Origin of the sequence: Sulfitobacter sp. W074 (assembly GCF_025142275.1) — a bacterium.
Classification (GTDB): Bacteria; Pseudomonadota; Alphaproteobacteria; order Rhodobacterales; family Rhodobacteraceae; genus Sulfitobacter; species Sulfitobacter profundi.
The window spans coordinates 3,062,869-3,085,503 of the sequence record NZ_CP081130.1 but is presented as its reverse complement, the minus strand read 5'-3'; the positions used below and the strand labels follow the sequence as shown (position 1 = coordinate 3,085,503).

Below are 22,635 nucleotides of genomic sequence, written 5' to 3'. Positions count from 1 at the left end.
AAACACATCAGACCTCACGAAAGGGGCATCAAGCAGTAATGACTACCAATTTTCCACGACGGGTCTTTATTCTAAGTGGGTTGGCTGCCTTCCTGTCAGGCTGTGCAGATAAGTTCCGGACCTACAACGGACCCAAAGTAACCCGTCTTCGCATGTACAAGGCACAGCGGTTGCTCGTCCTTGACGGGAAGGCGGGCGTTTTGCGTACATTTCCCATCGGATTGGGCTTCGCGCCCCAGGGTCACAAACAGTTCGAGGGAGACGGCCGTACGCCAGAAGGCACCTACGTGATTGACCGACGCAACCCGGACAGCCTCTTCCACCTCTCCATCGGCATCTCATATCCCAACGCGGCGGATATTGCCTTTGCTGAGTCCCAAGGAAAGTCGCCGGGTGGCGATATTTTTATTCACGGTGGGCCACGCAAGGGGATCGACCCGATGAACAAGCGTGACTGGACCGCAGGATGCATCGCCGTAACGGACCGTCAGATCGAGGAAATCTACGCAATGGTGAAAAATGGAACACCGATCGACATTTATGCTTGATGGTTAGGTAAATCGACGACGCAGCGTGATGTTGATCGCCTCGATGACGATGACTAGGCCGACGACGGCAATCGTGACGCTGGCCGCCTTGTCATACTGAAAAGAGCGGATGTAGGTCTGGATGTAAAAGCCGATCCCGCCCGCGCCGACGATGCCGAGGACCAACGACTCACGCAGGTTCAGTTCGAACCGGAAAATCGTGTCGCGGGCGATGACTGGGGCCATCTGTGGCCAAATCGCATGTCTGAGCCGCACGAGCGGTCCAGCCCCTGCACTTTCAAGTGCTGCGATGGGGGCGCGAGATACGCCGTCGATCGCCTCGGCATAGAATTTAGCGAGCATCCCAGTGGCATGAAAGGCAACTGCGATGATGCCGGGCAGCGGCCCGAGCCCGACCGCGCCCACCATGAGCATGGCCACGAGGATCAGCGGTACCGCCCGGATAAAGGCCAGCAGCGCGCGGACCGGCCCGAACACCGCACGCGAAACCATGGTTTCGGACGCGAGAATAGCCAGAGGGGTCGACAGCAGCACTGCGCCGAGGGAGCCGAGGATTGCTATTCTTAGTGTCTCTGCGCTGCCTTTTTTGATCTCGGTCATCACTGTCGGATCGGGCGGGAACATCCGGCCGATAAAGTCGGTAATCCGTGGACCGGCCGAAGCAAGACGCGACAACTCGACATCGGTTGTGACGAGGGACCATAGGATGGCAATAGCGATCAGCGAACTGGTGACGAAGCCGCCGAAGTCGCGGGGGGCCATCATAACACCGCCCGGGGACCGAGTTCCGGCGTCGGTCCTGACCCCCGATAGAGTTCGGCAGTCGCATCGTCTTTCAACTCGGACGTTGGCACGTTAAACGCGATCCGCCCCTCTCGTATGCCGATGATGCGCCCTGCAAAACGCCGCGCCAGATCGGGTTGGTGCGAGGAGAATAGCGCTGTTGCATCACGCGCTCGCGCCGCCTTGGTCATCAACCCCAGAACCTCTCCAGCGCGGGCGGGGTCGAGGTTGCTCACTGGCTCGTCGGCGAGGATCAGCCGTGGTTCCTGCGCCAGACATCGCGCAATAGCCACGCGCTGTCGCTGTCCTCCGCTGAGACTGTCGACACGGCGTTCCGCGAGTTCTGCGATGCCGCAATCGGCGAGTGCTGTGCGGGCAATATCGAGATCGTGAGCCATTGGCGATCCCAGTACTGCGTGGAAAGGTGACATCCGCCCCAGGCGGCCGTTGAGCACGTTGCGTAGTGCCGTGGAGCGTTCTACGAGGGCGAATTCCTGAAACACGAAACCGGTATCAGGACGGCGAGCTCGGGGTGGTGGGCGGTCGGGATTGAGCGGCGCACCCAAGACAGAAACGCGCCCGCGCCATCCCTGAATCCTACCGTCGAGCAGCGCCAGCAACGTCGTTTTGCCCGCCCCGGATGGGCCCAGTAAAGCGACACACTCGCCCGCCGGGATCCGAAATGAGACTCGTTCCAACGCTGGTAGCTGTGCGCCCTTATGGACATAACTCAGATCGTCTATTTCGATAGCCATGCTCATCGTAACAGCCCGTATTTCTTTGCCATATCGCGTACGCCTTCATACGCGGTGCCGTCTGCCCTGACGTAGCCATCTGGTCCGTAAAGATAGCTCAATTTGTCGCGGTGCTTCGGTTCGTTGAGCTTCAGCATGACGTCAACAAAACGAGCTTGCAGGGCGGCATCGAGTTCTGGGCGTGCGATCACAAGGTGACTTGGAATCGGCGCGCTTTCTACGAGCCAAGTCACCTCGGCCTGCTGTTGTGGGGTCAACAACAAATCCGCATACTGACTGGCACCGGCGGCATCGACCAGACCTTCGGCCATAGCCTGCATGGCTTGCTGGTAGCCTCCCGCAAAGAACACGCGGCCGAAGAATTTCTCCGCTGCGCCAGGACCCTCAATTAGCCCGGCCTTAACGAATTCGGAAAGAGGATAAAGATAACCTGATTCAGAGATCGGGTCGGCAAAGGCGATATCGCGCCCGCGCAGGTCTGCCAGCGTTTCGATACCGCTGTTGCGGCGGACAAAAATGCGTCCTGTGTAACTTGACGCGCCCCGGTAGACCTCAGACAAGAGAGGTACCGCGCCAATTTCCGCCTCCGCCAGAACGAAAGGCAATGCGCCCATGAAGGAGACGTCTGCATCTCCGTTGCGAAGTGCCTCGACAGCCGCAGCATGGTCGATGGTGACGAAGCCTTCCACGGGAACGCCAATCTGTTCGGATAGCCATCTTGTGATGGCCTCAATGTCGCCTAAGAGCTTGTCGGGATTCTCCTGCGGAATGAAAGCAAGCCGCAAGGGAGTGTCTTGTGCGGTCAGCGGGGAGGCCAGCGAGATCGCGCCTGCACTGGCCAAGGCCAGCATATTTCTGCGGGTTAGGTAGAATTCCATCAGAATGCCCTCTCTTCGATCGCGTCGGCTTCGGTCTTGAACGCGGTCCAACTTGCTTCGGCGGCCCCCCAGTCGTCGTCACGGACTGCATCGCCGACTGCGGCAAGACGCTCGGCCAAGGCATAGACTTCGGGCCGTGCGGTCAGGTTCGACATGGTGCTCGCGTCTGCGGCGAGGTCCGCAGCGACAGTATCGGTCAGCAGCAGGATGTGCTCTGCGTCACGTCGGGGCAGAAGCGTGTCGAGCGTCGATGCAAATGTCGCCAATTCGGCAAATGTCAGGCGAAAGGCGGTGTTCTCTGCGTCGAACTTCTCGTAAGGCTCGTCTGCCGACCCTACAGTCTCCAGATACGCGGTCAGTTCAGTCCGTTCCGTCTCTGATAGCCCAAGCGATTTCGTCTCATCGAACCACTCAACAACGGCGGCCAACGTCGACAGCGAACCGTCGTGAAAATAGGGGGCGGTATATGCGGTTCCCAGCAAGGACGGCGTATCCAGCGCGCCTGCGCGCGCGCCACTATATGCCGGCGAGACCGATCCAATGTCATGGGCTTGCCGATCGAGGAAATTTGCGTCAGGCACGTGGCAACTAGCGCAGGAGCGATCGCCTAGCCCAGCGAAAGGCCGATTAAAAATAGCCTCGCCTCGGTGCGCCGCGTCCGGGTTTGCCTCGGACAGCGTACCATCCGCATTCAGCTTAGAGTTTGGTAGGAAGTCGAACTCGAGCATGTATCCTACCAGCGCGTCGAGCATCAAGGGCGTCGGCTCCGCGCCGCCAAATTCATTGACGATCACGTTCCGGCTGAAGTCGCGCAGAGAGGCAAAGCGCCCATCGCGACCATAAGGCCCGGTGAAGCGCAGCCCGCGCAGGCTCGGAATGTCGATCGGGTCGTCGCGCCGGTCGTTGAAGATAGGATTAAAGAACGCGCCATCGACGTCGATGGCACCGGGTTGGTGGCTGGCGCCCGGGATGAAGAGGCGCTGGTTCACATCCGAGCGATTGTGACAGGTCGAACAGGCGATCCCGAGGTTTCGCGCAGGATTTCCGAATATCTGCGGGCTGTCGAAAAGCATGTCGCCATAAGCCACCAAGGGCAGATCGGTCTCGTCGATACCTTGTTCCTCGAAGTTGAGGACAAGCAATGGCAGCGGGTCCTGATCGAAGATGTCGGAGCCAGGCGGCAAGCTTGGCGGCACCTCGATAGTGCGTCGGCTGAACACAGCGGTTTCGGGCAGGGCACTCAGTGTCTGACGTGGAGCATAGTTGGCTAAGAGGTAATTTTCCGCGAGATAGCTGGAAATGACTGCGCGCGCGGCCTCCAGCGTGTCGCGATCCGCGGAAAAGGCGCCAGCGCCGAGAAGACCAGCGGACCCCGTGCTACTGTTAAGTTCCAGCCAAGCGAGGCCGATACGTCTTGCTGCTTCGGGGTCGGCTGCCGCGATACCATCCTCAAACGCACGGTAGAGCTCGCCTGCCGTTCGCAGAGCCTGGCGCGCCTTTGCAGGCTCTTCGGCTGCGAGAGTCCGGTCCAATTCCTCTTCGATCCTAAGCGCTACAAGACGAGTGGCCTCTGTGAAAACTGCTTGCCGGTCTTCACGTGCCATGGCGTCAAGGATACCATCCGGCTTGATACCGCTTTTGCGGTCCACCCACTCCAACGCGCCGGTCGAGAATTCCGAACCCCGGTGAGGTTCTGTCCAAGCGGTCTCGATGTCGTCCCAAGGCACTGGCGCGAGATTTCCAAGAAAAAGTGTCAGCCGATAGGCTGCCGCCTCAGGAAGCCACGGAGCCTCTTTGACAGGCGTCGCCCCCCCGGGTCCGGACAGCAGGACCGCGCTTGCAGCGGTTAGCAGCAGCCTCGAAAGATTTTTTATCACCATAGCCTCCAGCGCTAAAACTTAGACTCGTCTAACTTAGGTATTCTAGGCTAATTAGATTGTCAATTTTAGTTATTCGTTGCAATGTCCGGACATGTCGAAGCTACAATCATACGAACGCGAGGCGTTCGAGACTGTCGAGAGAGCTCCCGAAGCGCAGGCTAAGGGTTTCGCGACTGTGCGCCGAGCACATGAAAGCGAAATGGCGGAGGATTATGTGGAACTGATCGCAGAGCTGATCGAGTTGCGGGGGGAGGCTAGGCCGGTCGAAATCGCCGAGCGGCTTGGCGTGAAATCTCCAACAGTGACCAAGAACATCTCCCGACTCAAGGCTGCTGGTTTGGTGCGGCGGGAGCGTTACCGCGCAATATTTCTAACCGATGCGGGCCGAGAATTGGCCGAGGCCTGTCGCCGCCGCCATAGAGTCGTTGTCGCGTTTCTTCTCAGCCTGGGAATCGACGAAGAGACTGCGGAACGCGATGCGGAGGGGATCGAGCATCACGTCAGCACGACCACGCTGGAGGCCTTCGAGCACGCCCTCCAGAAGTTTCAGAGCAGCAAGTAGCGCAGCATCGAGTTCTCTCGAAATTCAGCAAGGCGAGACTCAAGAGGCTGCAGCGTCAGCAGTCATACGTTGGCGGGGTAGCATTTGTGTCAATGCTTAACTCTGGTCCAACCCATCGCATCCTCTGAGTTTGGCCAGCACGAAATAGTGCGCCCAATATTCCTACCTGCGCCGACCATGCAGCGAAAATGCCGGTCGCGTGAAAAGAGGTAGGCGCAACCCTTGAGTGGGTCCTCTGTTCAAAGCGCATAGACAATTGTCACCACCGTTGTGATGACGATCAAGAACATGACCAATGCGCCTATGGCAAGGGTCCGGCCCATGTCGCGGTTTGTCTTTGCCACTTTCAGACGCAATTCTTCGGCGGTTTCCGGAAACTCCAGTGCCGCTGAATTCGAGCCGCGTAGCAGGTCGTATCTCGTATTCCAGCGACGTACTTCCGCAGCGTCCCAGCCGTTCATGACCAGAATGATCGCGACGATCATCACCATCGAAGACGGGACCCAAATAGTATAGCCGCCGATCGTTTCGTCGGACAGCGCATCGATCAATCCAATTCTTTCCCTATGGGAGAATGCGTAAAGGCTCACCTCCTTGAGTGTCGTCAGGGAACCTAGAAAAATGTTTGCTACGATCACAACAAAGGCGGACAACAGCCTCGCTCCGCGTTTGGCGCCCACAGGGGGGTCTCTGGGATCGAAGAGCATGGTAAAGAACCAGAGCCCTGCTAGTACCATTCCCAGATGAGCGAACACTTCGATAGCCGCGATACGCTGCGCAAGTGCGTAAATGACAGGTACCTGCCAGATAAATAGCGCTCCAACAATCAACCCAGTTGCGGCCGTTGGATGCGCTACGAAACTTTGTCCCCGGGAGTTCGCTGGCGCACTGAAGTGTTGACGCCGGCGTCTTTCGAGGCTGGATAGCAGGATGCGCCACGGCTGCGATACGGCGATGAGAAGGGGGCCGATAAGGCGAAGAAGAAGATGTTCGACCTGATGTATTGAGAATAAGGTATGTCCCATTACAGCGAGCGGTGCGTTCATGGCTGCAAGAATGCAAGCAAGGCCGGCGAAGAACAAGATCGGACGCCAGACAGAGATCGTTCCGCGGATACGCACGGGTCGTCTGAGGCCGCGCATATAGAACCATGCGGCCAAACTGACGGATACAATGGACACTGGCGAAATCGCAAATCCAAACGGGTCGAAAAGAAGAAAGAAGGGGATTATCAGCTCCTGTCATTTTGTATTGTCAGCCAGTCGATAGGTACCGATGAACGTCGGGATTTTCCCATTACGCAACCCTAGGAAGCGGGCAGTTTTAATTCGATACAAAGACCAAATTCGCGTCAGGAAGTGATGCGTAAGAGAACCACTGAGATGAAGAAACCCAGTAGGCCTAGGGCGATGCCGAAGCTTGCCGCATATTGAAGGATGTCTAGGTAGTTCCCTTTGCGGCTCCGGGCTAAATAGCCTCCCCAAAAAGCACCTCCGATAAAGCCTACAAACATTAGCATCACGGTTCCTTTGGGTTTGTTTTTACAGACTTATGTCGCTGTTTGGCCAAGCCGAAGGCAAATCTCAACGTCCAAGCTGCACAGATGAGCGACAGAAATGTCCAATCGCCGAAACGTCCGTAAGGCGTAGCCGTACGCGCTGCCGGTAGGCTTTCATTTATGACGTCTGTTCGCCCAGTGTCGAGGCGCGCGACGATCTCGCCGTTAGCATCAATAATTGCGGATATCCCGGTGTTCGCAGCGCGCACCACGGGTAGCCCTTCCTCCACAGCGCGCATGCGCGCGGATGCGAGGTGCTGCTCGGGCCCGATGCTGGCGCCGAACCAGGCGTCATTTGTGGCGTTGAAAATCCAGTCGGGACGAAAAAGATCGTCGACCACCTGGCCCGGGAAAATGATCTCGTAACAGATTGCCACCGCAACCAGAGGCGCGCCCGGAATTGCCAGCGTTCGTGGCCCTGGTCCCGGCGTGAAATCACCCAAACCTTCGGCCAGACGCTCGAACGGCAGCCAACCTTTCAGGGGCACATATTCCCCGAACGGAACAAGATGATGTTTTGCATATCCCGTTAGAATTTCGCCGCTGCCGTCATAGACCTGAACCGTGTTGAAATATCGGGTTCCCCCATCCCTCTCTACGCGGTCAGGCACACCTGTCAAAAGGATCCTACCGTCTGGCAAAACCGTGGATAACCGCCTGCGCGCCAAGGCGTCTTCGTCCAGAAAACCGGGAAAGGCCGTTTCCGGCCACAGCAGCAGGTCGAAGCGTCCGGGTTGAGCGGACAAGCCGAGGTATTTTTCCAGCGTGCGTTCGCGGCTGCCCGGCGCCCACTTCTCGACTTGCGGCACATTGCCTTGGACGATGCGCAAAGCAATGTCCGTTGGCGGCACGTTCTGATTTAGCCGAAGCACACCGCCCCCCCAAATTACCGTCACCGCGACGGCAAAGAGCGCCAAAACAGCTGCGCGGCTGTTTGGCGCGGCTGCGATGAACACACCTGGCAATATGCTGATAAATACCGTGACAAAGCCCAGACCGTAACTTCCGACCCATGCGGCGGGTTGGCGCAGGGGGGCATGTTCGACAAGGGCATAAGCAGCAAGGTTCCAGGGAAACCCCGTCAGGACATGACCACGCAGCCATTCCGCGGCAACCCAACACGTTGCAAGCAGAAGACCTGCCGTAATGCCGCCGACAGCACGGCGCTGCATTACGGTGGCAAATAACATCGCCGCAATAGCTGGAAAAATGGCCAGTCCGGCGGACAGTCCCGCGACTGCTGGGATCGCAAGGGCACCGAAACGTTCGGAATCGACGTAAAAGCTTTCGGCAATCCAGGAAATTCCAAACAGGAACTGGCCCATTCCAAAGATCCAGCCGATGACGAAGGCGCGCGCGGTGGAAACCTGCATGAGCACGAGAAAGAGTGCTGAGAAGGCGACTGGAACAGCGATGATCCATGAGAACGGTGGAAGGGTTAAAACCGTTAAACCGCCCGCCATAAAGCTAATCCCTGATCGCAGGGGAAAGCAACGGCTGCAGCCAGTCAATTGCAGCCAACCCGTCATCATGGGTCAGTGTGAAGTTTAGCGGCTAACCACGGTGCTAGGAGCAGCAGCCCCACGCCACCGACCACGAACACATCCGCCATGTTGAAGGCGGGCCAATGCGTGGAGCCGACGTAGAAATCGAGGAAGTCCGTCACACCCCAAAATCGAATGCGGTCGAGGACGTTGCCGAGCGCGCCACCGATGATCGCACCATAGGCGATAGCCTCAACCCGGTTGTCAGTGCGTACCAGCATGACGGTCAACCCGCCGCAGATGGCTAGGGCCAAGGTCGCAAGGCCCCACCATGGTGCTCCACCAAGCAGTCCGAATGTCACGCCATCGTTGCGCAAGTAAATAAGATTAAAACTGGGAAAGACCGGAATTCCGGCGCTCAAATCTGTCGCATTAGCGACGACGATTGCTTTTGTCACCTGATCGACAAGAAAAGCAGTTCCAGCCGCAATGAAGCCTTGGAAATGGGACTGTTTCATCTCATCACCCCAGCCATACATCTAGGAACAACATGATCACGAGGCCGACCGCGAGACCGAAAGTCGCCCTGTTTTGATGGCCGGATCGGTGGGTTTCGGGAATGATTTCGTGGCTGATTACGTAGAGCATCGCCCCGGCGGCGAAGGCGAGGCCCCATGGCAACAGGGGCTGCGAGATGCCGATGATGCCAGCGCCAAGAAGCCCGCCTACCGGCTCGACAAGACCTGTCAGGGCGGCAACCCCCCACGCACGGCGCCTGGAATACCCCTCACCAAGCAATGAGACCGCTACGGCGAGACCCTCGGGCGCGTTTTGCAGCCCGATGCCAATCGCGAGCGGCAAGCCACCAGAGAAACCATCAGCCCCAAACCCGACACCAACGGCAAGCCCTTCGGGAAAATTGTGGATCGTGATCGCTATGATGAAGAGCCAGACGCGGCGCAGAGATGCGGCGGCGGGCCCTTCTCGCCCCGTTTTGAAATGTTCATGCGGCAGTCGTTCATTCATCAGAGCGACCGCCCCCATGCCAAGCAAGATCGCAACACAAACGATGGCTGCCGGGAGAGCACCGTTGTCGAACTGTCTTTCGGCTGCGTCGAGAGCCGGAATGATCAACGAAAAGAATGAAGCAGCGAGCATGACACCCGCCGCGAAGCCAAGCAGCAAATCGCGCGTGGCACGGGAGGGGACGCGTCCAAAGAGAACGGGGGTCGCCCCGACCGCTGTCAGCGATCCGGCGGCAAGGCTTCCAAGAAAGCCGAGAGTTATTGGGGACAAGGGTTCCAAGCGCTGAGTTCCCGCCGATACGTCAGTCAGCGGCCAAATAGCTGCTAAGGATTTCGGTCGACCCATCGCCCTGGATCAAAAAGACATCGTAGCCCTCGCGATCATTTTCCGGTCCCATGCCCGGGGAGCCATAGGGCATACCCGGCACCGCCACCCCCACTGCATCTGGACGCTCATCCAACAAACGCTGGATGTCTGATGCCGGTACATGACCTTCGATCACGTAGCCGTCGACCAAAGCCGTATGGCAGGATACCATGCGCTGAGGCACGCCGGTGTCGAGTTTGAATCGCACAAGAGATCCCCCGAACATGTCCTCGCCTATCGGCGCGAATCCGCTTTCCTCAAGGTGCTTCATCCAGGACAGACAACAGCCGCAGCCGTTTGTCTTCCGGACATCAATCTGGATCGCATCGGCGACAGCTTGCGCCGCGGAAAACAAGGCCAGCGTGACTGCAAGAGCGGGAGCCAGTCGTTTCATGGATTAAAGCCTTTCGGTTGTTGTCTGCACAAATTCGCTGGTGAGCCTCTCGGCCAGTAGCGAGCGAGCCTCAGCCAATCGCTCAAGTGCAGCCGTGCCAACCGCATCCCGGTCGGCCGCCTCTACCAGTCGGTCGTCTGAGAGAGGATCCGTCGGGCGACCATCGACCAGAACCTCATAATGCAGATTTGGGCCGGTCGCGGTGCCGGTCGCACCGACGCGACCGATTATGTCTCCGGCCGTTACGCGCTGCCCTTGTTCGAGTGTGTCCGGCACCTCGCTGAGATGTGCGTATCGTGTCAGGGTGTCGGAACCATGCGATATCTCCACCACCCGGCCATATCCACCACGACGTCCGATGAAGCTCACGCGTCCAGGCGCCGTTGCTTTTACAGGCGTACCGCGGGCCGCAGCAAAGTCGACGCCGGTGTGCATGCGTACATTCCCATAGACCGGGTGCGTGCGACGGCCGAAGACGGAACTCAGCCGCGCTCCTTCCACCGGTTGGGCAAAGACACGCAGGACCTCTCCATCCACATAGATCGTCGCTTGACCGCTGCCGTCATCCGGCCAGACGATCTCATAGACCGATCCAGCAAGGTCCAATGCGGCAAAGGCAAGCTCGGGCTGGCCAATCCTTTTGTTTCCTTCTCGCGCCTCACGCCAAAGGAGACGCATCCTCTCACCCCCGGAGAGTTCACGTCGAAAATCGATTGTGCCGCCCAGCATCTGTGCCAGATCGACCGCGAAGCGTGCAGGTATCTTTGCCTTGTCCAACGCTGCGGAAATCGAACTTTCAACCACCGCCTCGCTTGCGAAAATCACCACTTTAGGGTCTGGTTCCAATACGCGCGTAAGAAGTTCTTCACCAAAAACCGTTTCGATCCGCACTCCATCATCAATGGCCAGTTCTACGCGCTTCGGATTGCCGTCCGCGTTTGAGATCACGGTGATCTCATGGCCTGGGCGCAATCGGCGCAGATCATATTCCACTCCAAGTGCCAGAGCGATCTCCGCACGGGCGGGTGCGGCAACGCCGGCGTTCGCTAAAACTGCATCCAACGTCTCACCCGACGCGATTTGACGCGTCCAAGTCACCAAGGGCGGTTCAATTGCTGGCAAGGCGGTTTCGGTGACGTCAGGCTGCAAGAGAGGGACGTTTAGGATTTTGCGCGCTCCGCCGACTTGTGTGGTTTTGGGAACCGTCATGACGCTATCAGCAAGTCGCGGTTCCAAAACTGCAGCAGGCGCCCATTGCGTTGCTTCGGCAATCGATTGGGGCACCGGTTCTTTGGGCCACCACCCTAAGGTGGCGATGGCAGTCATCGAAAAGGCGCCTACCAGGGCCACCGAGGCAACTCTTATTCTCATGTTGTGATCTCTACATCTTCTGTCAACGCACGTCGGATCTTCGGTACTGCGAATTCTCTTGGCTCGTGGTGGTCAATCATGGTGACGAACTCACCGTTGGCGCCAAAAAGAAATATGCTTGCCGTATGGTTCATCGTGTAGTCACCTCCCTCGGTCGGGACGCGCTCATACGAAGCCCGAAACCCTTCTGTAGCGCGGGTAATCTGGTTTTCCGTCCCGGTCCAACCCCGAATGGCCGGATGAAAATAGCCGACATATTCGGCCATGGCCTCGACCGTGTCACGCGCCGGGTCGACCGTGATGAAGACCACGTTCATCTGCGCGGCTTCGTCTCCGAGATCTTCAAGCCAGCCTGAGATATCCGATAACGTCGTGGGGCAGACATCCGGGCAGTAGGTGAACCCGAAGAACACCATGGTCGGCCGTCCGATCAGGGTTTCTGGGCCCACTTCATGGCCTTCGTGATCGGTCAGTCGGAAATCCATCGCCGTTAGGGGGAGCGGCCTTTGGCCAGTAGGTTTCGGAGCGCCGGGACCATCCACGCGCCACCAGCCGATACCAAGCATCATAGCCAGAGCGCCTGCACCGTATTGGAACAATTGCCGACGCTGCATCAGCTTTCCGGCCCGCGCGCGGCGATCCCCAGAATTGGGACCTCAACAGTCACTTCGCTACCGTCCGAGAAAGTCAGTGTCAGCGGGAAGGTCTCGCCTTCGATCATCGGGTCTTGCAGCTTCATGAGCATGGCGTGCAGCCCGCCCGGCTCCAATGCCACGCTTTCGCCCGGCCCAATCGTGATGTCGTCTGCAGGTGACATTGAACTGACGCCTGCAGCGTTGGTTTTCGTCTCATGGATCTCGGGCATCGTGGCAAGTGGTGTTGTAAGTCCGGTCAGCGTGACTGTGTCTTCAGTTGCGTTATGTATAGTGAAATATGCCGCGCCCGGTCGGTTTATACCAATCGAAGCACGGGACCACGCGTTTACTACGATGACGTCCTCCGAACCGGCAAATGTCGGAGTCGATATGCCCGAGAGCAGCAAAAAAAGAGTCAAGCCCTTGATATAAGGTAGCTCTATCATGACAGATTCTCCTTTATCTATCCGAGCATCAACTTTGGCTGACCGCAATTTCTGCAGCGACCAGTCGCCGCAGTTCGGCCTCACCGAACGGGTCTAATGGCTTGGCGTTGACGAAGAACGTGGGCGTTTGTCGCACGCCTACCGCTTCGACATCAGCGCGGTCCTGATTGAGCACTGCCACGACACCGGGGGCCAGCATCTGTGTTCGAGCAGCTTCGACATCCAGACCACCGCTTGCGGCAATCTCAAGGATCAAACCCGGTGCTGGAGTGCCATGGGACGCCCATCGTGGCTGCTCGCGCAGGACCGCTTCCAGCACGGGTTCGAACACATCCTGCATCCGCGCAGCTTCGAGAACACGGATCGCTTCCACTGAAGCTTTCCCGTGAAAGGCAGTATATCGAATGACGACACGGACCGCACCACCGTGCTCAGTCATGATATCCTTGACCACGGGATAAAAGGCGCGGCAGGCCTCGCAAGCTGGATCGAAAAACTCGACAATCGTGACAGGTGCCGTTTCGGGGCCAAGGATCGGGGAATAGGACCGGATCAGCACATCGTTCACTTCTGGCGCGACAGGGACTGCCTCTGCCATGGGTTGGGGGCGGGTGGCATACCAAGCCGCGCCGCCAAAACCTGCGGCACCAACAGCCAGAACGGATAGAACGAGGCCGCGTCGATTCATGTTTATTTTTCCTTCAGTGAAAGGGCCGACAGCACCCCGATAATCGTGAAGGCGACAAGCGCCATCAGCGGAATCGGAATCCCGGAGACCAACTGGTTGTCGTCGGTACAAGAGGGGCCAGTCGCCGTGCAGGGCTGGATCGCCTCGGGGATCAGACCGACATAGAGGCCGATGTGATACATCGCCACCGCCGCCCCCCCAAGCGCCAGTGCAACGCCATAGCGCCCCACGCGGGAATCCTGCCACCACAACCCGAGCCCAAGAACGATGGCCAAGGGGAACATGAAGGCGCGCTGGAACCAGCAAAGGATGCAAGGCGTTTGACCAAGCACCTCGCCAATAAAGAGCACGGCAAGCGATGAGATAAGCGCAATGATCCACGCTAGGCCAAGGGCTGTTTCTCCGGAGAGTCGGGGCATGACGATCAGATCCTCTCTTTCAGATCGGCGAGGATCTCTTCGGCGGGCGTGCCATAGGGCCAGGAATCCGCGAAGCCTGCCTGTTTGTCGAAAAGGAAAAGGTGCGACGTGTGACCCATCGTGTATCCACGCGGCGCAGTAGCCTCCTCGATCCGCTCAAAGAAAATTGGGAAAGTCTCGGATGTTGCGGCGATCTGCTCCGGCGTGCCGGTCAGCCCGATGATTCTTGCGTCGAACACGGGCACGTACTCTGCTAAAGCCGTCGGCGTATCTCGCTCAGGATCGATCGTTATGAAAATCGGCTGAACCATTGCCGCCTCATCGCCCAGACCCTCCATCACGGCCGCGACTTCGGACAGTGTTGTCGGACAGACGTCGGGGCAATTGGTGAAGCCGAAGAAGACCAACATCCAGCGACCTTTGAAATCTTCCTCCGTTTGGACCATCCCGCGATGATCGGTCAGTTCGAAATCAGCAAAAAACGGTGGTTCACTCTCTGTGCGGGCAAGGTCGGCACGGTAGTCCAACCACAGCAACAGCCACATGAGAACGAACGCCGCCACGCCCGCCAACACCTTCGATACCTTCTGAAAACCTGGAAGCCTCACACCGCTACGCCCGAACTTGATTCTATATTTTGGAGGTGTCTACAACTTCTAGCAGCTGTAGGTTCAAGCGCGATTGTCGCTAATTGGCTGGCAATCACGGACCTGTGAGGAGGTGGTGAATCTTGTGATGTCTGCCACTTAAAGCTACACCCTCTGTAGCTAATGTGGAGAGCCTGAAATGTTGACCATTGGGACGCTTGCAAAAAAGACTGGTACAAAAGTGCAGACAGTCCGGTATTATGAGCAGATCGGGCTCATGCCAGAACCCGGCAGAACTGAAGGCGGCCAGCGACGATATGGTGATGCCGAGCTTGACCGCCTGTCGTTCGTCCGGCACGCGCGGCAACTGGGGTTCTCGTTGGATGCGATCCGCGAACTGCTCGACCTCAGCGATCACCCGGGAAAATCTTGCGCGGAGGCCGATGCGATTGCCCGCCGGCAGCTTAAGCAAGTTGAGCATCGACTGGCTCGCCTGGAGGCGCTGCGCACGGAATTGAAACGTATGGTGCATGAGTGCAGTGGCGGGCAGACCGCTGACTGCCGTGTGTTAGAGGTGTTGAGAGACCACTCCGAATGCCTGACAAACCATGAAGAGATCGGCGGCTAAGATGCCCGTTGCGTTTGTCTATCCGATCGCGGCGCTTGCCGAAATCGCAGGGTGTTTCGCTATCTAGGCCTGTTGGCACTTTGGGTTTCGCCTGGCACTGCTGCTGTCCTAGCCTTGTTCGGATGGCTCTAGGCGCAGGTGGAAGCTGTCGCCGCGGGACACACATTTACAGCTTATGGTGGCGTCCATATAGCGGCCTCGGTTGTGTGGATGTGGTGGGCAAAAGTAGGCCTGACAGCCGGGAACTGCTCGGGACCGTTATTTGTTTGCTAGGGGCAACAGCCGCACCGCATGAATACTAAGAAATGGGCCCGTTCGGCTCAAGCGAAATCTGGTTCAACTTACTTTGATTCATTCCAGAAAGACGAAAGAACTCCGGAATAATAGCTCGTCGTTTGAGTTTGCAATTCTGCAAGTTCTGGGATTAAGAATAGCGCATGGTAGAGCAGAAGAATGCATCGGAAAGACGCACACTCTGGATCGTTCTGGGGCTGAACATCGGGTTGGCTATCGCCTTCTTTATCTCGGGCGCATTTGGCGATTCAACCGCCCTTATCGCCAATGGTCTCGACAATTTATCAGATAGTTTTGTCTACGGGATCAGTCTCTTTGCCTTGTCCCGATCCGCGAAGTGGAAGCGTGGAGCGGCGAATGTTTCGGGCGGCCTGCTGATCCTTTTCGCCGTCGGCATCCTTTATGATGCTTGGCGTCGCTACGTTGGCGGATCGGATCCTCTTGGCATAATCATGATCATCATGGCACTGGTCGCGGCGGGCATTAACGCGCTCTGCGTTTGGCTGTTGGCACGTATTCGCGATCCAGATGTGAACATCCGCGCGGCGAACACATTCAGCTGGAACGATTTCGCCGCCAATCTCGGCATTGTTGCCGCAGGCTTACTCGTGGCTTGGCTTGGAGCGAATTGGCCCGACCTTATTGTTGGCGTTATTGTTGCTGGCATTGCTGCTTGGGGCGGTGTCGGAATACTGAAAGACGCACATGGTGAACATCATAAGGCTGTTTGCCATGACGATTAGGTAGGGACGTGGGCTTGACCGGAGGGGTAATGACAGTTTAGCGCGCTGTGATTGTTTTTCTTCTGGCCTTTCTACGCTGTCTATCTGATCAAGCGAACGACTGTAATTCGCTCTTATCCTGTCCGATTTAGGAAAAACCTTGGAAGGATTTCACATGACCCTCACACGCCGCCGCCTTCTGGCCTGTTCCGCGAGCTCATTCGTCGCTGCGCCATTCGCAGTTTGGGCTGAAGAAAAGCCTACCATCCACGTGATGAAAGATCCCAATTGCGGGTGCTGTTCGGCTTGGATCGACATCTTGGAAAAAAACGGTTTTGCCGTAACAACTGAACGCAGCTTTGGGACGCTGTTGATCCGGCACAAGTTGGACAGCGGCATCCCGCAGAACATGACCTCGTGTCACACCGGCGAGATTGAAGGCTATATGATCGAAGGTCACGTTCCGCCCGCCGACATCCGCAAACTGCTGGCCGAGCGTCCAGATGCCATCGGCCTTGCCGTGCCGGGGATGCCCTATGGCTCACCAGGTATGGGGTCAGAAGATGAACGCGAAGCCTATGAGGTCTTTCTAATCTTTAGGGACGGCAGCACAAAAGTGTTTTCGCATTACGACGCTGCATAGGGCACTGCGCTGAAACTTGCTGCAAAGTATGGTGACAGGAACCTCAGTGTCCATCTTTTGGTTTGCACTGTGTCAACCAAAGCAAGGAGCAAGATCATGCAAGTTCAGGACATCATGACGAGCAATCCCACCTGCTGCGACCCCGATACTTCGATTCAGGAAGCCGCTGCCCTTATGGCTGAAAAGTCTGTCGGCTCCATTCCGGTGCTCAATGACGCCGGTGAGCCCGTTGGCATCGTGACGGACCGCGATATCTGCTGTGGTGCCGTTGCGCAGCGCAAGACGGTTGAAACACCGGTTTCAGAAGTCATGTCGAACGACCTTCTGACAGTCTCTGCTGACGACGACGTTGAGAGCTGTTGCAACAAGATGGAAGAAAAACAGGTTCTGCGTAGCGTGGTCACCGACGAAAGCGGTAAATGCTGTGGCGTCGTCGCCCAAGCGGATGTCGCCCGGGAGGCCGGTGAAGCGGAGACCGCAGAGTTGGTGGAAGAAGTTTCGCAACCCAAGAAGAAATCGGGCTGCTGCTGACAACGTAATGAGCCCAACGGTTCATCCGGATAAGGGCTTTCAGTTTTTTGCCAATGGAAATGATCAGAACGCGGTGTAGGACCGCGTTCTGATCGAACTAACAGAAAGAGGCGCGGCCGATGGCTCACGATCACGCTCATATAGATCCCGAGAGTGGTGACCGCAGGGTATCCATTGCGATTTGGGCGAACGCGCTGCTTACGGCGGCACAGATCGTTGGCGGGATTTTCGCCGGTTCGTTGGCGCTTATTGCTGATGCGCTGCATAACTTTTCTGACATGGCCTCATTGGTCATCGCCTTTGTCGCCCGAAAAATCGCGCGACGTCCAGCGGATGAACGCATGACCTTCGGCTATGGCCGGATCGAAGTCGTTGCCGCCCTGATCAACTACACCACGCTTATCCTTGTCGGGCTTTACCTGATCTATGAAGGCGGGATGCGCATGATTGACCCGCCGCAAGTGGCGGGTTGGACTGTCGTGATTTTGGGCGGGGTCGCGCTTGTAGTCGACACTCTTACGGCGCTGCTGACCTACTCAATGCAAAAGGGCAGCGTGAACATCAGAGCGCTGTTCCTGCACAATTTATCGGATGCTTTGGCTTCAGTTGCCGTAATCATCGGCGGCATCCTGATCATCCTTTACGATCTTCGGTGGGTTGATCCGGCCATCACCATCGGCATTGCCCTTTATATCCTATACCTCGCTCTAACTGAGATCGGCGATCCTATACGTATGCTGATGCTGGGCAGCCCGCCTGACATGGATGCGGGTGCGGTGGTTGAAGCGATGACGAACGTCGAGGGTGTGCGCGATGTGCATCACGTTCACCTATGGCAAATGCAGGAACATGAGGTCGCACTCGATTGTCATGTGGTTTTGGAGGGAACAGGTCTCGAGGACCTTGAGTCTGCAAAAGATACCCTCAAAGGAATATTGGCAGACGACTTTGGCATCACCCATTCAAGCCTTGAGTTTGAAACCCTCGGCAATGCGCATGAGAATGCATCACTGTTCGGTCATGCGGATCGGCGAAAGAGTAAAGGCGAAGGAACCGGCACAGATTGAGCGGCAGCCGAACTCGCGAAGGCTGCGCGCCGCCTTGAGCAACGTCCCGCCCATATGAGCGCATTCCGCCATTCTTCCGCTTTCCTTTTCGACCAAGGATCGACATTTCAACAACGTGCTCCTATATCACCATCATGCGCATTTTGCTTCGCCTTGCCACGTTCTGCCTATCACTCGTTCTCCTAACGGGTGCGTTGGCGCATGATCTGGCGGCGGCGAATATGTCGATAGAGATGTCCGGCATGACCGTATCCTCGACAAGTGATCAGGGCGAAGCCTGCGCAGCTTGTTTGCCAGGGGAGCAAAGCGAGGTTGTCTGCGACATAGATTGCACAGCTCCCGTATTTGTTTATTCGCAGATGCATCAGTCATCCATAGAGAGCGTTCAGCGCTTCTTCATGCCTGCGCCAGCGGATCTCAGCCTTGCCGGGCTTAATCCCGGGTCTGATCCTTTCCCACCAAGAACCACCTTCCTGAGTTGACCGGCCGCACCGAAGGGTGACGGCCCGGTCTCGCGTTGTCTGCTGCCAAGCGGCAGCAAAGCGATCGACCTTATCCGTCACTTTCGGGAACGACCTTCATGTCACTTTATCAATCGCGCGATATTTCGCGTAGACGCATGCTGTCCAGCGGACTCGCTGCCATGGGTGCGGCGCTGACCCTACCTCATGTGTCATATGCAACCACTCAGGGGGCTTCGATCCGGGCCCTCGGATACGACGGCAACTCATTGATCGTCGCGTCTGAGCATGCTCTCTGGCGCGTCTCCACCGCAAATCAAATAAGCGAACGGCCACTTGATCACACAGTCACCGCGATCGCCAGCCACCCCGAGGCTTCGGGCAGTCTCTTTGCGGCGGTCGAGCCAACCGGTCTCTTGCGCAGCCGCGACGGCGGGCGCACGTGGACCAACGCAGGTGCAGGTTTGCCTCCAGTCCGGGTTACTGCTCTGACCCAAGCGGCCCTTGAGCCAGGTTTGGCCTATGCTGCGCTTGCGGGTGACGGGCTCTGGCGCAGCGAAGACGCCGGGGAAAGCTGGGAGTTCGTGATGGACCGGCCCTATCTGAACGGAGCCGAGCAGGAGGTGCTCACGCTCGTTTCTGTGGGAAATCCGACTGGCATGGGCGGCATCTGGCTATATGCCGGAACTGAGGCAGGACTAACCCGCGTGCCCGATTGCTTTTGTCGCTGGCAGGATGTGACGGCGGGTAATGCCATGGATGCTCTGGTCGAGGGTAAAGCGCTGCCGCCCACGACACCGCTGCCTGTAGGGCAGCCTGTCCCACATCTCGCGCTCTCGCCCAAAGCACCGGAGCAACTCTACGTGGGCCTCGACAGTGGCCTTTGGACTTCGGCAGACGCAGGGGTGAATTGGTCGCTGGTTGCTGATGGAAAAATCGACGCACTGGCTGTCGATCCTGCCGATCCTCAGCGTCTGACCGTCGTTCGCGACGGCAATCTTTCTGTCAGCCGCGATGGCGGCCTGACGTTCGACACTCTCGACATCTTTGAAGGAGACAAAAATTGAACAGTAAATTCACCCTCGGCACGGTTGCCGCAATCACAGCCGCCGGCATCATTGGTTTTGCCACCTTCGGCATGGCCGAAAGCGACAGAGCGCCTGACACGGATACCGCTGCGATCACCGTTCCGGCTGACCGCCAGATGACCATTTGGCGCGATCCGTCCTGTGGCTGCTGTGACGCCTATGCCGATTATGCAGAAGAAAACGGTTATCATGTCACCCGCATTGACGACCGCGATTTTGACAAGCGTTCTGTCGAAGTTGGCGTGCCAGAACAGGGGCTCGGTTGCCACCTCGCTGAGGTCGATGGCTATTACATCAGTGGTCTGGTCCCTGTGGAGGTCATTCAACGCCTAACGTCTGAACGCCCCGAGATCACCGGCATTACGCTGCCGGGTATGCCCAGCAACGCACCCGGCATGGCGGGCAAGAGTGGCACCCTCAAGACCTATGCCTTCGGCGAGGACGGCGTGGCCGTGTATTCAAATGAGTGAGGATGGAATGATGGAAATGATGAACGGATCTATGATGAATGGGCCGATGTCGGCCGGAATGATGATCGGCTGCGGCCTGTTGTTCCTTTTGGTGCTGGCGGTGCTGGTTCTGGGCGTGTTGGCTCTGGTCAAATACCTGAGGCGCTCGGCATGAGAGCGTTGATCGTAGCCGCTGTGGTTGGCATCACGGGCGCCGCTGCGGTTGCTGTCTGGGCCGGGGGGAAGGAAGACGCCCCCCCGGCGCTCACCGTGCTTGGCGTGCCTGTGGATGCGGAAATGCTCGATCAGGGCGCTGACCTCTATGCGGAGAACTGTGCCTCCTGCCACGGCGCAGACCTCGAGGGCCAACCGGACTGGCGCAGGCGGCTCGACAATGGTCGCATGCCCGCGCCGCCGCATGATGAAACGGGCCATACATGGCACCATGCCGATCAGCAGCTTTTCGACATTACCAAGAACGGGCTGGCCTCGGTCGTGCCGGGTTATGAAAGCGACATGCCCGTGTTCGAGGGCATTCTGAGTGACGCGGAAATCACAGCGATCCTTGGCTATATCAAGAGCACATGGCCCGAGCGTGAACGCAATTATCAGGCCGAGATCACCTCGAAGAACGAGGAAGGATCATGAGCAACCAGGATCAAGCTGCGCCCAAGTGGCGATGGTCCCTTCTGATCGCCGCGCTTCCTGCGGCGGTCTTCGCGGCCATCGCGGCGGCTTTCCTATGGGGACTGTTTAACAATGAAGACAGCCTTCCGAGCACCATGATCGGCCGGGACATCCCAGAGTTTGATTTGCCTCCAATCGAAGGACGCGAAAACGGCTTGTCGACATCAGATCTCCGCGGCGAAGTTTCACTCGTAAATGTCTGGGCCTCCTGGTGCGTGCCATGCCGGGTCGAGATGCCGCTGCTGGTGGAGCTTTCTCAGACCGGCAGCGTGTCAATCCACGGCATCAATCTAAAGGACAAGCCAGCCGCTGCACGCAGGTTTCTCGCAGAACTCGGCGATCCCTATGACCGGATCGGTGCGGATAGCTCTGGCCGGGCCTCTATTGACTGGGGCGTTTGCGGAGTGCCGGAAACCTTTGTGATCGATTCAAAAGGGCGCATTGCTTACAAACATGTTGGCCCCTTCAACCGGCACTCTCTGGAAAACGATATTCTTCCAGTGGTGCGGCGTTTGCAACAGGAGCAGGGGGCATGAAGCGGCGCGGTTTTCTTGGCGGCGCACTGGCGCTCGGGGCCACGCCGGCTGCGGCGCGTCCGGTCATGGCCGAGCACAACGCGCCCTTACCAATGCTCTCGCCGCCGATCACCGACGGGAGGGGCCGGGACCTGACTTTGGCAGATTTCCGGGGACGCACGGTGTTGCTTAACATCTGGGCGACATGGTGCGCCCCTTGTCGTGATGAGATGCCAACCCTCGACAGACTACAGGCAAAGCTTGGCGGGCCAGAGTTTCATGTGCTCGCCTTGTCGATCGACCGGGGTGGTTTCGACACCGTCCGCGCATTCTATTCCGACATCGGCATTCAGCATCTTGCTCTCTACGCCTCGGATCAATTGAGGGCGATGATGGCTCTTGGCGTGGTCGGCTTACCGACGACACTTCTTGTTAGCGCCGAAGGCCGCGAAGTCGCCCGCAAAGTGGGACCGGCCGATTGGGACAGCCCGGCGGTAATCTCTCAAATCAAGCACGTCGTTTCAAAAGGATGAACCCAACAGTGACCCAAATTTCAAACAACGATAGGTCAGCAAGTGCGATCCCCGTGCCTTCGCGGCGACAGACCCTCATGCTGACTGGCTTTGCCGCTATCAGTGGCGGCGCTGCGCTCAACTGGGACTGGCTGACTGCTGTTGGTGCGGCACCTTTGATCCTTAGCCTCGCTCCTTGTGCCGCTATGTGCGCTCTGGGGCTTTGCATGCGCGGCGGCTCTGCCGGCTGCGCCAAAAACGATCCGACAACCAAGCCGGACACCACGACAGACTAATTCTCAACCCAAGAAGGAACTGACATGACTTACAAAATGAAAATCACCGCTGCTGCCCTGACCGGCATGATGTTGGCCGCTCCCATCGCTCAGGCACAAGATGCAAAACCAGAAGCGGGCGATATGCCGATGGCCGAAGGTCACAGCATGAACGGCGAGATGTCCGGCATGAAAAACATGGAAGGCATGAAGGGTATGGAAGACATGATGCCCATGATGAAAATGATGTCTGATATGGGGCCGATGATGGAAGCCTGCACAGAGATGATGCAGTCCATGACCGACCACATGAATTCTGCGCATGGCGAAGATCAAAAGGGCTGAACCTCGGTCCGCCCGTCTGACTGGCGGGCGGATCATTC

General features: G+C 57.7%; 29 protein-coding genes. 14 read left to right on the top strand and 15 right to left on the bottom strand.

The genetic code is table 11. The features are described 5' to 3' along the window. Positions 1 to 38 precede the first annotated feature (38 nt). A complete protein-coding gene (locus tag K3762_RS15325; RefSeq protein WP_067264398.1) occupies positions 39 to 548 on the top strand; it encodes a murein L,D-transpeptidase family protein in 510 nt (169 codons plus the stop codon). 3 nt (positions 549 to 551) lie between these two features. On the opposite strand, the gene phnE is transcribed toward K3762_RS15325, so the two are convergent. The 4 genes from phnE to K3762_RS15305 are packed head-to-tail and all read right to left on the bottom strand — an operon-like array spanning position 552 to position 4,691. After that, positions 552 to 1,313: a phosphonate ABC transporter, permease protein PhnE gene (phnE, locus tag K3762_RS15320; protein WP_244153745.1), complete on the bottom strand. Its 762-nt coding sequence runs from the start codon at positions 1,311 to 1,313 to the stop codon at positions 552 to 554. Next, positions 1,310 to 2,086 carry a phosphonate ABC transporter ATP-binding protein gene (locus tag K3762_RS15315; RefSeq protein WP_244153747.1) on the bottom strand — a complete coding sequence of 259 codons (777 nt, stop codon included), beginning with the start codon at positions 2,084 to 2,086 and terminating at the stop codon, positions 1,310 to 1,312. The genes phnE and K3762_RS15315 overlap by 4 nt, the downstream gene beginning before the upstream one ends. 2 nt (positions 2,087 to 2,088) lie before the next feature. Further along, positions 2,089 to 2,964 (bottom strand): phosphate/phosphite/phosphonate ABC transporter substrate-binding protein, encoded by an 876-nt coding sequence (locus tag K3762_RS15310; RefSeq protein WP_093744240.1) that lies wholly within the window; start codon positions 2,962 to 2,964, stop codon positions 2,089 to 2,091. Further along, a complete protein-coding gene (locus K3762_RS15305) occupies positions 2,964 to 4,691 on the bottom strand; it encodes a cytochrome c peroxidase (RefSeq protein WP_260010383.1) in 1,728 nt (575 codons plus the stop codon). The genes K3762_RS15310 and K3762_RS15305 overlap by 1 nt, the downstream gene beginning before the upstream one ends. 244 nt (positions 4,692 to 4,935) lie before the next feature. Here K3762_RS15305 and mntR point away from each other — a divergent pair, with 244 nt between their 5' ends. Then, positions 4,936 to 5,406, top strand: coding sequence for a manganese-binding transcriptional regulator MntR (gene mntR / locus K3762_RS15300; protein ID WP_260010381.1), 471 nt, complete (start codon positions 4,936 to 4,938; stop codon positions 5,404 to 5,406). A gap of 239 nt (positions 5,407 to 5,645) precedes the next feature. Here mntR and K3762_RS15295 read toward each other — a convergent pair whose 3' ends face one another. From K3762_RS15295 to K3762_RS15245, 11 genes are all read right to left on the bottom strand, one after another. Beyond that, on the bottom strand, positions 5,646 to 6,587 hold the full coding sequence (locus K3762_RS15295) for a cytochrome c oxidase assembly protein (RefSeq protein ID WP_244153749.1): 942 nt from the start codon (positions 6,585 to 6,587) through the stop codon (positions 5,646 to 5,648). A gap of 337 nt (positions 6,588 to 6,924) precedes the next feature. Continuing rightward, the gene (gene lnt, locus K3762_RS15290) at positions 6,925 to 8,496 is read right to left on the bottom strand and encodes an apolipoprotein N-acyltransferase (RefSeq protein WP_260010378.1); all 1,572 of its coding nucleotides are present in this window, start codon (positions 8,494 to 8,496) and stop codon (positions 6,925 to 6,927) included. Next, positions 8,493 to 8,987, bottom strand: coding sequence for a signal peptidase II (lspA, locus tag K3762_RS15285; protein WP_394421859.1), 495 nt, complete (start codon positions 8,985 to 8,987; stop codon positions 8,493 to 8,495). The genes lnt and lspA overlap by 4 nt, the downstream gene beginning before the upstream one ends. Next, a complete protein-coding gene (locus K3762_RS15280) occupies positions 8,971 to 9,753 on the bottom strand; it encodes a ZIP family metal transporter (protein ID WP_067264372.1) in 783 nt (260 codons plus the stop codon). The genes lspA and K3762_RS15280 overlap by 17 nt, the downstream gene beginning before the upstream one ends. Positions 9,754 to 9,775: 22 nt before the next feature. Beyond that, entirely contained in the window at positions 9,776 to 10,234 is a 459-nt protein-coding gene (locus K3762_RS15275) for a DUF411 domain-containing protein (RefSeq protein ID WP_260010374.1), read from the bottom strand. Between the two features lie 3 nt (positions 10,235 to 10,237). Further along, complete coding sequence (locus tag K3762_RS15270) at positions 10,238 to 11,605, bottom strand: M23 family metallopeptidase (protein WP_260010372.1); 1,368 nt, start codon at positions 11,603 to 11,605, stop codon at positions 10,238 to 10,240. After that, positions 11,602 to 12,219, bottom strand: a complete 618-nt coding sequence (locus K3762_RS15265; RefSeq protein WP_120351836.1) for an SCO family protein — start codon at positions 12,217 to 12,219, stop codon at positions 11,602 to 11,604. Before K3762_RS15265 ends, K3762_RS15270 begins: the two co-directional genes overlap by 4 nt. After that, positions 12,219 to 12,686 carry a copper chaperone PCu(A)C gene (locus tag K3762_RS15260; protein WP_260010370.1) on the bottom strand — a complete coding sequence of 156 codons (468 nt, stop codon included), beginning with the start codon at positions 12,684 to 12,686 and terminating at the stop codon, positions 12,219 to 12,221. Before K3762_RS15260 ends, K3762_RS15265 begins: the two co-directional genes overlap by 1 nt. A 28-nt stretch (positions 12,687 to 12,714) precedes the next feature. Beyond that, complete coding sequence (locus K3762_RS15255) at positions 12,715 to 13,374, bottom strand: thioredoxin domain-containing protein (protein WP_067263745.1); 660 nt, start codon at positions 13,372 to 13,374, stop codon at positions 12,715 to 12,717. A 2-nt stretch (positions 13,375 to 13,376) separates the two neighbouring features. Continuing rightward, positions 13,377 to 13,793: a disulfide bond formation protein B gene (locus tag K3762_RS15250; RefSeq protein ID WP_260010368.1), complete on the bottom strand. Its 417-nt coding sequence runs from the start codon at positions 13,791 to 13,793 to the stop codon at positions 13,377 to 13,379. A 5-nt stretch (positions 13,794 to 13,798) separates the two neighbouring features. Further along, a complete protein-coding gene (locus K3762_RS15245) occupies positions 13,799 to 14,365 on the bottom strand; it encodes an SCO family protein (RefSeq protein ID WP_260012833.1) in 567 nt (188 codons plus the stop codon). Positions 14,366 to 14,579: 214 nt separating this feature from the next. Here K3762_RS15245 and K3762_RS15240 point away from each other — a divergent pair, with 214 nt between their 5' ends. The 12 genes from K3762_RS15240 (at position 14,580) to K3762_RS15180 (ending at position 22,597) form a co-directional block, all read left to right on the top strand. Next, positions 14,580 to 15,008, top strand: a complete 429-nt coding sequence (locus tag K3762_RS15240) for a helix-turn-helix domain-containing protein (protein ID WP_067263750.1) — start codon at positions 14,580 to 14,582, stop codon at positions 15,006 to 15,008. A gap of 437 nt (positions 15,009 to 15,445) precedes the next feature. Continuing rightward, positions 15,446 to 16,045 (top strand): cation transporter, encoded by a 600-nt coding sequence (locus K3762_RS15230; RefSeq protein ID WP_093743398.1) that lies wholly within the window; start codon positions 15,446 to 15,448, stop codon positions 16,043 to 16,045. A 154-nt stretch (positions 16,046 to 16,199) separates the two neighbouring features. Then, positions 16,200 to 16,667: a DUF411 domain-containing protein gene (locus K3762_RS15225; protein WP_093743399.1), complete on the top strand. Its 468-nt coding sequence runs from the start codon at positions 16,200 to 16,202 to the stop codon at positions 16,665 to 16,667. A 96-nt stretch (positions 16,668 to 16,763) separates the two neighbouring features. Further along, the gene (locus K3762_RS15220) at positions 16,764 to 17,198 is read left to right on the top strand and encodes a CBS domain-containing protein (protein WP_093743400.1); all 435 of its coding nucleotides are present in this window, start codon (positions 16,764 to 16,766) and stop codon (positions 17,196 to 17,198) included. 119 nt (positions 17,199 to 17,317) lie between these two features. Beyond that, on the top strand, positions 17,318 to 18,265 hold the full coding sequence (locus K3762_RS15215; RefSeq protein WP_093743401.1) for a cation diffusion facilitator family transporter: 948 nt from the start codon (positions 17,318 to 17,320) through the stop codon (positions 18,263 to 18,265). A 580-nt stretch (positions 18,266 to 18,845) separates the two neighbouring features. Beyond that, positions 18,846 to 19,793, top strand: coding sequence for an exo-alpha-sialidase (locus K3762_RS15210; protein WP_244153696.1), 948 nt, complete (start codon positions 18,846 to 18,848; stop codon positions 19,791 to 19,793). Then, a complete protein-coding gene (locus tag K3762_RS15205) occupies positions 19,790 to 20,284 on the top strand; it encodes a DUF411 domain-containing protein (RefSeq protein ID WP_093743402.1) in 495 nt (164 codons plus the stop codon). Before K3762_RS15210 ends, K3762_RS15205 begins: the two co-directional genes overlap by 4 nt. A gap of 16 nt (positions 20,285 to 20,300) precedes the next feature. Next, complete coding sequence (locus tag K3762_RS15200; RefSeq protein WP_162931771.1) at positions 20,301 to 20,438, top strand: hypothetical protein; 138 nt, start codon at positions 20,301 to 20,303, stop codon at positions 20,436 to 20,438. Beyond that, positions 20,435 to 20,911, top strand: a complete 477-nt coding sequence (locus K3762_RS15195; RefSeq protein WP_093743403.1) for a cytochrome c — start codon at positions 20,435 to 20,437, stop codon at positions 20,909 to 20,911. The genes K3762_RS15200 and K3762_RS15195 overlap by 4 nt, the downstream gene beginning before the upstream one ends. Further along, positions 20,908 to 21,486 (top strand): DsbE family thiol:disulfide interchange protein, encoded by a 579-nt coding sequence (locus K3762_RS15190; protein ID WP_260010362.1) that lies wholly within the window; start codon positions 20,908 to 20,910, stop codon positions 21,484 to 21,486. The genes K3762_RS15195 and K3762_RS15190 overlap by 4 nt, the downstream gene beginning before the upstream one ends. Further along, on the top strand, positions 21,483 to 21,998 hold the full coding sequence (locus tag K3762_RS15185) for a TlpA disulfide reductase family protein (RefSeq protein WP_093743405.1): 516 nt from the start codon (positions 21,483 to 21,485) through the stop codon (positions 21,996 to 21,998). The genes K3762_RS15190 and K3762_RS15185 overlap by 4 nt, the downstream gene beginning before the upstream one ends. Before the next feature lie 311 nt (positions 21,999 to 22,309). Then, positions 22,310 to 22,597, top strand: a complete 288-nt coding sequence (locus tag K3762_RS15180; RefSeq protein WP_260010360.1) for a hypothetical protein — start codon at positions 22,310 to 22,312, stop codon at positions 22,595 to 22,597. The last annotated feature ends 38 nt before the right edge of the window (positions 22,598 to 22,635 follow it).